Annotated in this window: 5 protein-coding genes; all 5 read right to left on the bottom strand. The window is 72.2% G+C overall.

The window, feature by feature from the left end; translation table 11 throughout:
* Positions 1-93 precede the first annotated feature (93 nt).
* Positions 94-1,770, bottom strand: coding sequence for an ABC transporter substrate-binding protein (locus tag ACWEVO_RS28350; RefSeq protein WP_452310543.1), 1,677 nt, complete (start codon positions 1,768-1,770; stop codon positions 94-96).
* A 121-nt stretch (positions 1,771-1,891) separates the two neighbouring features.
* Complete coding sequence (locus ACWEVO_RS28355; RefSeq protein WP_452310544.1) at positions 1,892-2,893, bottom strand: LacI family DNA-binding transcriptional regulator; 1,002 nt, start codon at positions 2,891-2,893, stop codon at positions 1,892-1,894.
* A 656-nt stretch (positions 2,894-3,549) separates the two neighbouring features.
* Entirely contained in the window at positions 3,550-4,356 is an 807-nt protein-coding gene (locus tag ACWEVO_RS28360) for an FkbM family methyltransferase (protein ID WP_452310545.1), read from the bottom strand.
* Between the two features lie 151 nt (positions 4,357-4,507).
* Complete coding sequence (locus ACWEVO_RS28365; protein WP_452310546.1) at positions 4,508-4,888, bottom strand: YccF domain-containing protein; 381 nt, start codon at positions 4,886-4,888, stop codon at positions 4,508-4,510.
* A gap of 36 nt (positions 4,889-4,924) precedes the next feature.
* On the bottom strand, positions 4,925-5,723 hold a 799-nt coding region (locus ACWEVO_RS28370; RefSeq protein WP_452310547.1), incomplete at its 5' end, for a pyridoxal phosphate-dependent decarboxylase family protein.

Genomic DNA, 5,723 nt, shown 5'->3' on the forward strand with positions numbered 1-5,723 from the left:
ATTCTATCGTCGTTGTCGCTGCCGGTTTTGGTGGGGTTGTGGGACGGGACGGCCGCGCTGTCGCCGCCGGGGGGGTGCAGGGGGCGCCGGGGGTCAGCCGTTGGCGGGCTTGAGGTGCAGGACCACGTCCAGCGCGTTCGGCTGGGTGGGCTGCAGGGCGCCGTAGGGGTTCGAGTCGTCGGGCCAGCCGGTCCAGTTCTTGGTGCTGTACGCGCCACCGATGTTGTCCGCGCCGACCGGGATCATCGGCACCTGGTCGACGAAGACCTTCTGCAGCGTGTTCATCGCGGTGGTACGGGCGGCGTCGTCGGTCGCGTTGGCGTAGGCGACCAGCGCGTCCGTCGCCTCCTTGTTGTTGAAGCGGCCGAAGTTGCCGGCGGGGGAGGCGGTGCCGATCGGCTTGAGCTGCCGGCCGTCCATCACGGTCCGGTAGATGTCGTACGGCGTGGCGCCGCCCTCGGTCCACCGGAAGGTCGCCTCGAAGTTGCCCTGCTCGACGTTGCGGAACCAGGCGTCCTGGTTGGCCTTGTCGACCGTCGCGGCGATGCCGATCTTCGACAGGCCGTCCTTCACGATCTCCAGGCTGGTCTGGTAGTCGGACCAGCCGGCCGGGTCGGTCAGCTTGATGGTGACGGCCTTGCCCGTCTTGTCCTTGAGGGTGTTGCCGTCGAGCTTGTAGCCGGCGCCGGTGAGCAGCGCCTTGGCGCCCTCCACGTCGACCTTCTGCTCCTGGCCCTTGAACTCGGGCGCCACGAACGCGTCACCGGCGGGGCTGGGCAGGCCGGTCACGCTCTTCACCAGCGGGTGGAAGTAGCCGGCCTCGGCCGTGGTGAAGATGTCCTGCCGGTCGATGACCATGTTCATCGCACGGCGCAGCGCCGGGTCGTCGAACGGCTTCTTGGTGGTGTTGACGTAGAGGCCGTGGATGCCGAGCACCGGGGGTGCCCACACCTTGTGGTGGGCCTGGTCCTTGGCGACGAAGACCGCCTGGTAGTTGGGGATGAAGACGAAGCTCCACTCCGACTCGCCGTTGGCCAGCGCGGTGGTCTGCGCGCTGTTGTCGGTGTACGACGTGTAGCGCAGCTCCTTGACCTTCGGCAGGTCCTGCCAGTAGCCCTTGTCGCGCACCGACAGGGTGGTGGTGGCCGGGGTGAAGGACTTCAGCGTGTACGGGCCGCTGCCGACCGGCTGCTTGACCGGGTCGGTCGTCGGATCGCTGATCTTCTCCCAGATGTGCTTCGGCACGATCGGCACCCGCCACAGCACCTTCTGCTGGTTGACGAACTGCGGGCTGGACATCTTGATCGTGACCTCGTTCCCGCTCGCGGTCGCGTCCGTGTACGGCACCCCCTGGTCGTTGAGGGCCGGGTACTTCTTGACCAGGTTGTAGGTGAACGCGACGTCGTCGGCGGTGACCTTCTGGCCGTCCGACCAGGTGGCGTTGTCCCGGATGGTGACCTTGACCGAGGTGTAGTCCGCCGACCACTCGGCCTTGGTGGCCAGCCACGGCTTGAACGGCTCGGCCGGCTTGACCGGGTTCCACATCATCAGCGGCTCGAAGATCTGCCACCGGTAACCCAGCGAGGCCGCGGCCGACGTGGTCAGAAACGGGTTGTTGTTCTCGGCCTGCGGTCCGTTCGGCATGCCGACGTTGAGCACGGTGGCCGCCTGGCCGTTCTTCTTGTTGGCGTTCGGGCTGTCGCCGCACGCCGCGACGCCGGTGGCCAGGACGCCGGCCAGCGCCACGGCGAGGAACTGCCTTCTTCTCATGGAGGTCTCCCTCGGTGCTCCCGCGTACCTCAGGCGGGGATGTGGTGGATGGAGGGTGTGCGGTGGTGCCACCGGCGGGCGGCTGCCCGGCGGTGTGGGTGATGGGTTCGGCGGTGGGGGGTCAGGTGGTGCCGGTGGAGGCGCGGACGGTGAAGCTGGTGGGGATGACGGTCGGGGTGTCGGGCAGCGGCGTGCCGGCGAGGCGGGCGACGAGGCTGCGGGCCGCGACCGCCCCCATCTCCCGCAACGGCTGGCGTACCGAGGTCAGCGGTGGGTGCGTGTGTCCCGCCAGGGGCAGATCGTCGAAGCCGACGACGGCCACGTCCTCGGGGACGCGCCGGCCGGCGTCGCGCAGCGCCTGGAGCGCGCCGGCGGCGGAGAGGTCGTTGTGCGCGAACACCGCGTCGAACGGCACACCGTCGGCCAGGAGGCGCTCCACCGCCGCCCGGCCGCACTCGAAGGTGAAGTCTCCCTCCACGACGTGGGCGGGGTCGATGGGCAGGCCGGCGTCGGCGTAGGCGTCCGCGAAGCCGGCGAGCCGTTCCCGGGTGCAGCCGAAGCGGCTCAGCCCGGTCACCACCAGGGGACGGCGCCGGCCCAGCCCCAGCAGGTGGGCGGCCGCGGCCCGGGCCCCGTCGGTGTTGGTGGTCCGCACCGAGGGGAAGCCGGGCTGGTGGCCGCGGTCGTCGATGAGGATCACCGGCAGGCCGCGCTCGTGCAGTTCGGTGATGTAGTCGAGGGTGCCTTCCGGCTCGACCACGAGGAGCCCGTCGAAGGACTTCGCGGAGACCTGGGAGGCGAACCGGCGCATCGACTCGTCGCCCCGGGTGCAGGTGAACAGCAGGAGCCCGTACCCCTCCTGCTCGACCACGTCGGCCGCGCCCTGGAGCACCTCGCCCATCCACGGCCAGGTCAGCGCGGGCACCAGCATGCCGACCACCCGGGTACGGCCCCGGGCCAGGCCGACCGCCCGGGCGCTCGGCACGTATCCCAGGTCGCTGATCACCGCCCGGACCCGGTCGGCGGTGCGGACGTGCACCTCGCCCTTGCCGTTGAGCACCCGCGAGACGGTCGTCTTGCTCACCCCCGCGCGGGTGGCGACGTCGGCGATCGTGATCGGCACGGGACCCTCCCGGGTCGCAGCGGTGGTGGCGGTCGGAACCGGTTGCGGAAGCGGTTCCGTCGCAGTCAACCGAAGTGGCGCCGGTCACGTCAATAACAGGCCGGTAACGAAACATGCCTAAGTTCAAAACCTTAAAAAAGCGGCGGACCTGCCGGGTCGGTCCGCCCGCTGCCGACGGGGCTGCTGACCAGCATCGATGCCTCCCGAAGCTGCCCCCGACCGGCAGGGCCACCGTCCACTCCGGCCAGGGATGGGGGGACGTCGGGCCGCCACCGGCTGCCCTCGCACCGGCGCCAGACCGGCACGTGAATCTTCGGGCAGGCGGTGATCGACTCGGGCTGCGGCAGCCCGGGGTTTCTTCGGCGCCGGATGCCCCCGGATGCCGCATCCCGAGTCGGCTTAACGTCGGCCGGGTTGGGGGGTGCCTCGCTGCGGGCCCAGGTCGGATGAGGGTGGGCCGGTCGACTCGGCTCGCACATCACGGCCCGCCGTCCCGGACATCCCCGATGCGGTGTCCCGCCCCATCGACCCGGACGCGGCGGCCGTTTCGAACGCCGCGCAGGGGTAGGGGGCCGGATCTTGGACAGTTGCCGTTCGGCGCGAACGACGACTGTCCAAGATCGGGCGGGGAGGTTCGGCTCGGCGTTCCGGGCGGGTCAGGCGGGTGGACCGTCGAGGTGGGCGGGGGCGGGCGGGGAGACCGCGTACACGTCGCCGGAGTTGGCCTCGTGCGGCAGGCCGCGCAGGTAGGCGGCGACCTCCGGCGCGCTGCGCCACCGGGGCAGGGCGAACGCCATCTCGTCGCCGAGCGCGACGTTGAACCGGGTGAAGCCGAGCCGGGTGAGCCGGTCGAGGCACCGCCGGGCGGCCTCCCGGGCGATGGTGGTGAACTCGAACGACAGCGCGGGCAGCGGGCGGCTCAGGCCGGCCAGCACCGCCTCCTCGAAACCCTCCACGTCGATCTTGGTGAAGGCCGGTACGCCGTGCGCGGCGATGAGGCGGTCCAGGGTCGTGCCGGCCACCTCCACCTCGGCGTCCCAGATCTCGTGCGCCCAGCCGTCCGCGCCGGCGGCCGCGGCCATGAACTGCCGGGACGCGGTGGAGATGGTGGGGTTGGCGGAGTTGACGTGCAGCCGCACCGGGGCCGGGTGGGCGCCGCAGGCCGCCGCCACCACGGTCGCCGCCGGGTCGTCGGCGTAGAGGGCGCGCAGGGCGCGCACGCAGAGCGGCTGCGGCTCGACGGCGACCACGCGGGCGCCGAGGCGGCGGAAGCTGCCGAGCCGGTCGCCGACGTGCGCGCCGATGTCGAAGACCAGGTCGCCGGGGTGGACGAAGCGGGCGTAGAAGGCGTCCATCGCGGCCTCCCGGGCCGGGTCGCCGTAGTACGCCTCGAGGGATCGGCGCAGCCCGGCCAGGGCCGGGTCCGCCTTGAGTGCCTCGATCGTGGTGAGGTGATCGGCCACTGCTCCGACCGTAGTCGGGCGCGAGCCGACGCGAGGCGGATTCGCGTCCCCAGGGCCGCCCGTCGACGGAGAAGACCAGCCTCCTAGGACGCCGTAGAGGTGGTGACGGCCCGCCATCGGAGGGAACCCGTCCGCGGCTGCGCCCCGCCGGTCAGGGCGTCTCGACGACCTCCTGGCCCAGCGGCCAGAGCGCCGCCGGCACCAGCTTGAAGTTCGCCACGCCGAACGGGATGCCGATGACGGTGACGCAGAGCCCGACCCCGGCGACGATGTGGGACAGCGCCAGCCACCAGCCGGCGAGCAGCACCCACAGCACGTTCGCCGCGCCGGAGGCCAGCCCGGCTCCGGGCTTTGCGACCAGGGTGCGGCCGAAGGGCCAGAGCGCATACGAGGCGAGCCGCAGCGAGGCGACGCCGAACGGAATGGTGACGACCAGGGCGAAGCAGATCAGCGCGGCGATGCCGTAGCCGAGCGCGAGCACGAGGCCGCCGCCGAAGATCAGCCAGAGCAGGTTGAGTACGAAGCGGAGCACGGCCCCATGGTGCCCGCCGCGGGCAAGGGGGCGACGTCAGGCGGCGAGGCGGGTGATCGCGGCGACCGAGCGGTCCACGTCCGCCTCGGTCGTGGTGGCGTTCGACACCGAGATCCGCATCAGCCGCCGTCCCCGCCACGTCGTGCCGCCCGCCCAGCAGGTGCCGTCGGCCTGCACCGCCGCCACCACCCGGTCGGTGCGCGCGTCGTCACCGAAGCCGACTAGCACCTGGTTGAGGACCACCTCGTTGGCCACCTCGAAGCCGGCCGCCGCCAGGCCCTCGGCGAACCGGCGGGCCAGTGCGCAGCAGCGGTCGACCAGCGCGGCGACCCCGTCGCGGCCCAGTTCCCGCAGGCCGGCCCAGACGGCGAACCCCCGCGCCCGCCGCGACGACTCGGCGGTGAGGTCCGCGCCCGCCGGTGCGCCGCCCGAACCGACCAGATACGTGGCGGCGTACGACATCGCCGCCGCGTGTGCGTCGGGCCGGGCACAGAACGCGAAGGCCGAGTCGTACGGCAGGTTCAGCCACTTGTGGCCGTCGCAGGCCCACGAGTCCGCCAGTTCCAGCCCGTCGACCAGGTGCCGGGTGGCGGGGCTCGCCGCCGCCCACAGTCCGAACGCGCCGTCCACATGCACCCAACCGCCGTGCCGGTGGACCAGGTCGCACGCCTCCCGGAGCGGGTCGCACGCGCCGGTGTTCACGTTGCCGGCCTGCAGGCACACGATGGTGGGACCGGCGGAGCCCGCCCGCAGCACCTGCCGCAGCGCGCCGAGGTCGATGGCGCCGTCCGGCCCGGCGGCGGCCGGCTCCACCGAATCCGTGCCGAGGCCGAGC

This window comes from Micromonospora sp. NPDC003776 (genome assembly GCF_053605645.1).

Bases quoted from the DNA above. Each gene is read 5' to 3' on its own strand.
- ACWEVO_RS28350 (WP_452310543.1), bottom strand. From the start codon at position 1,770: ATGAGAAGAAGGCAGTTCCTCGCCGTGGCGCTGGCCGGCGTCCTGGCC.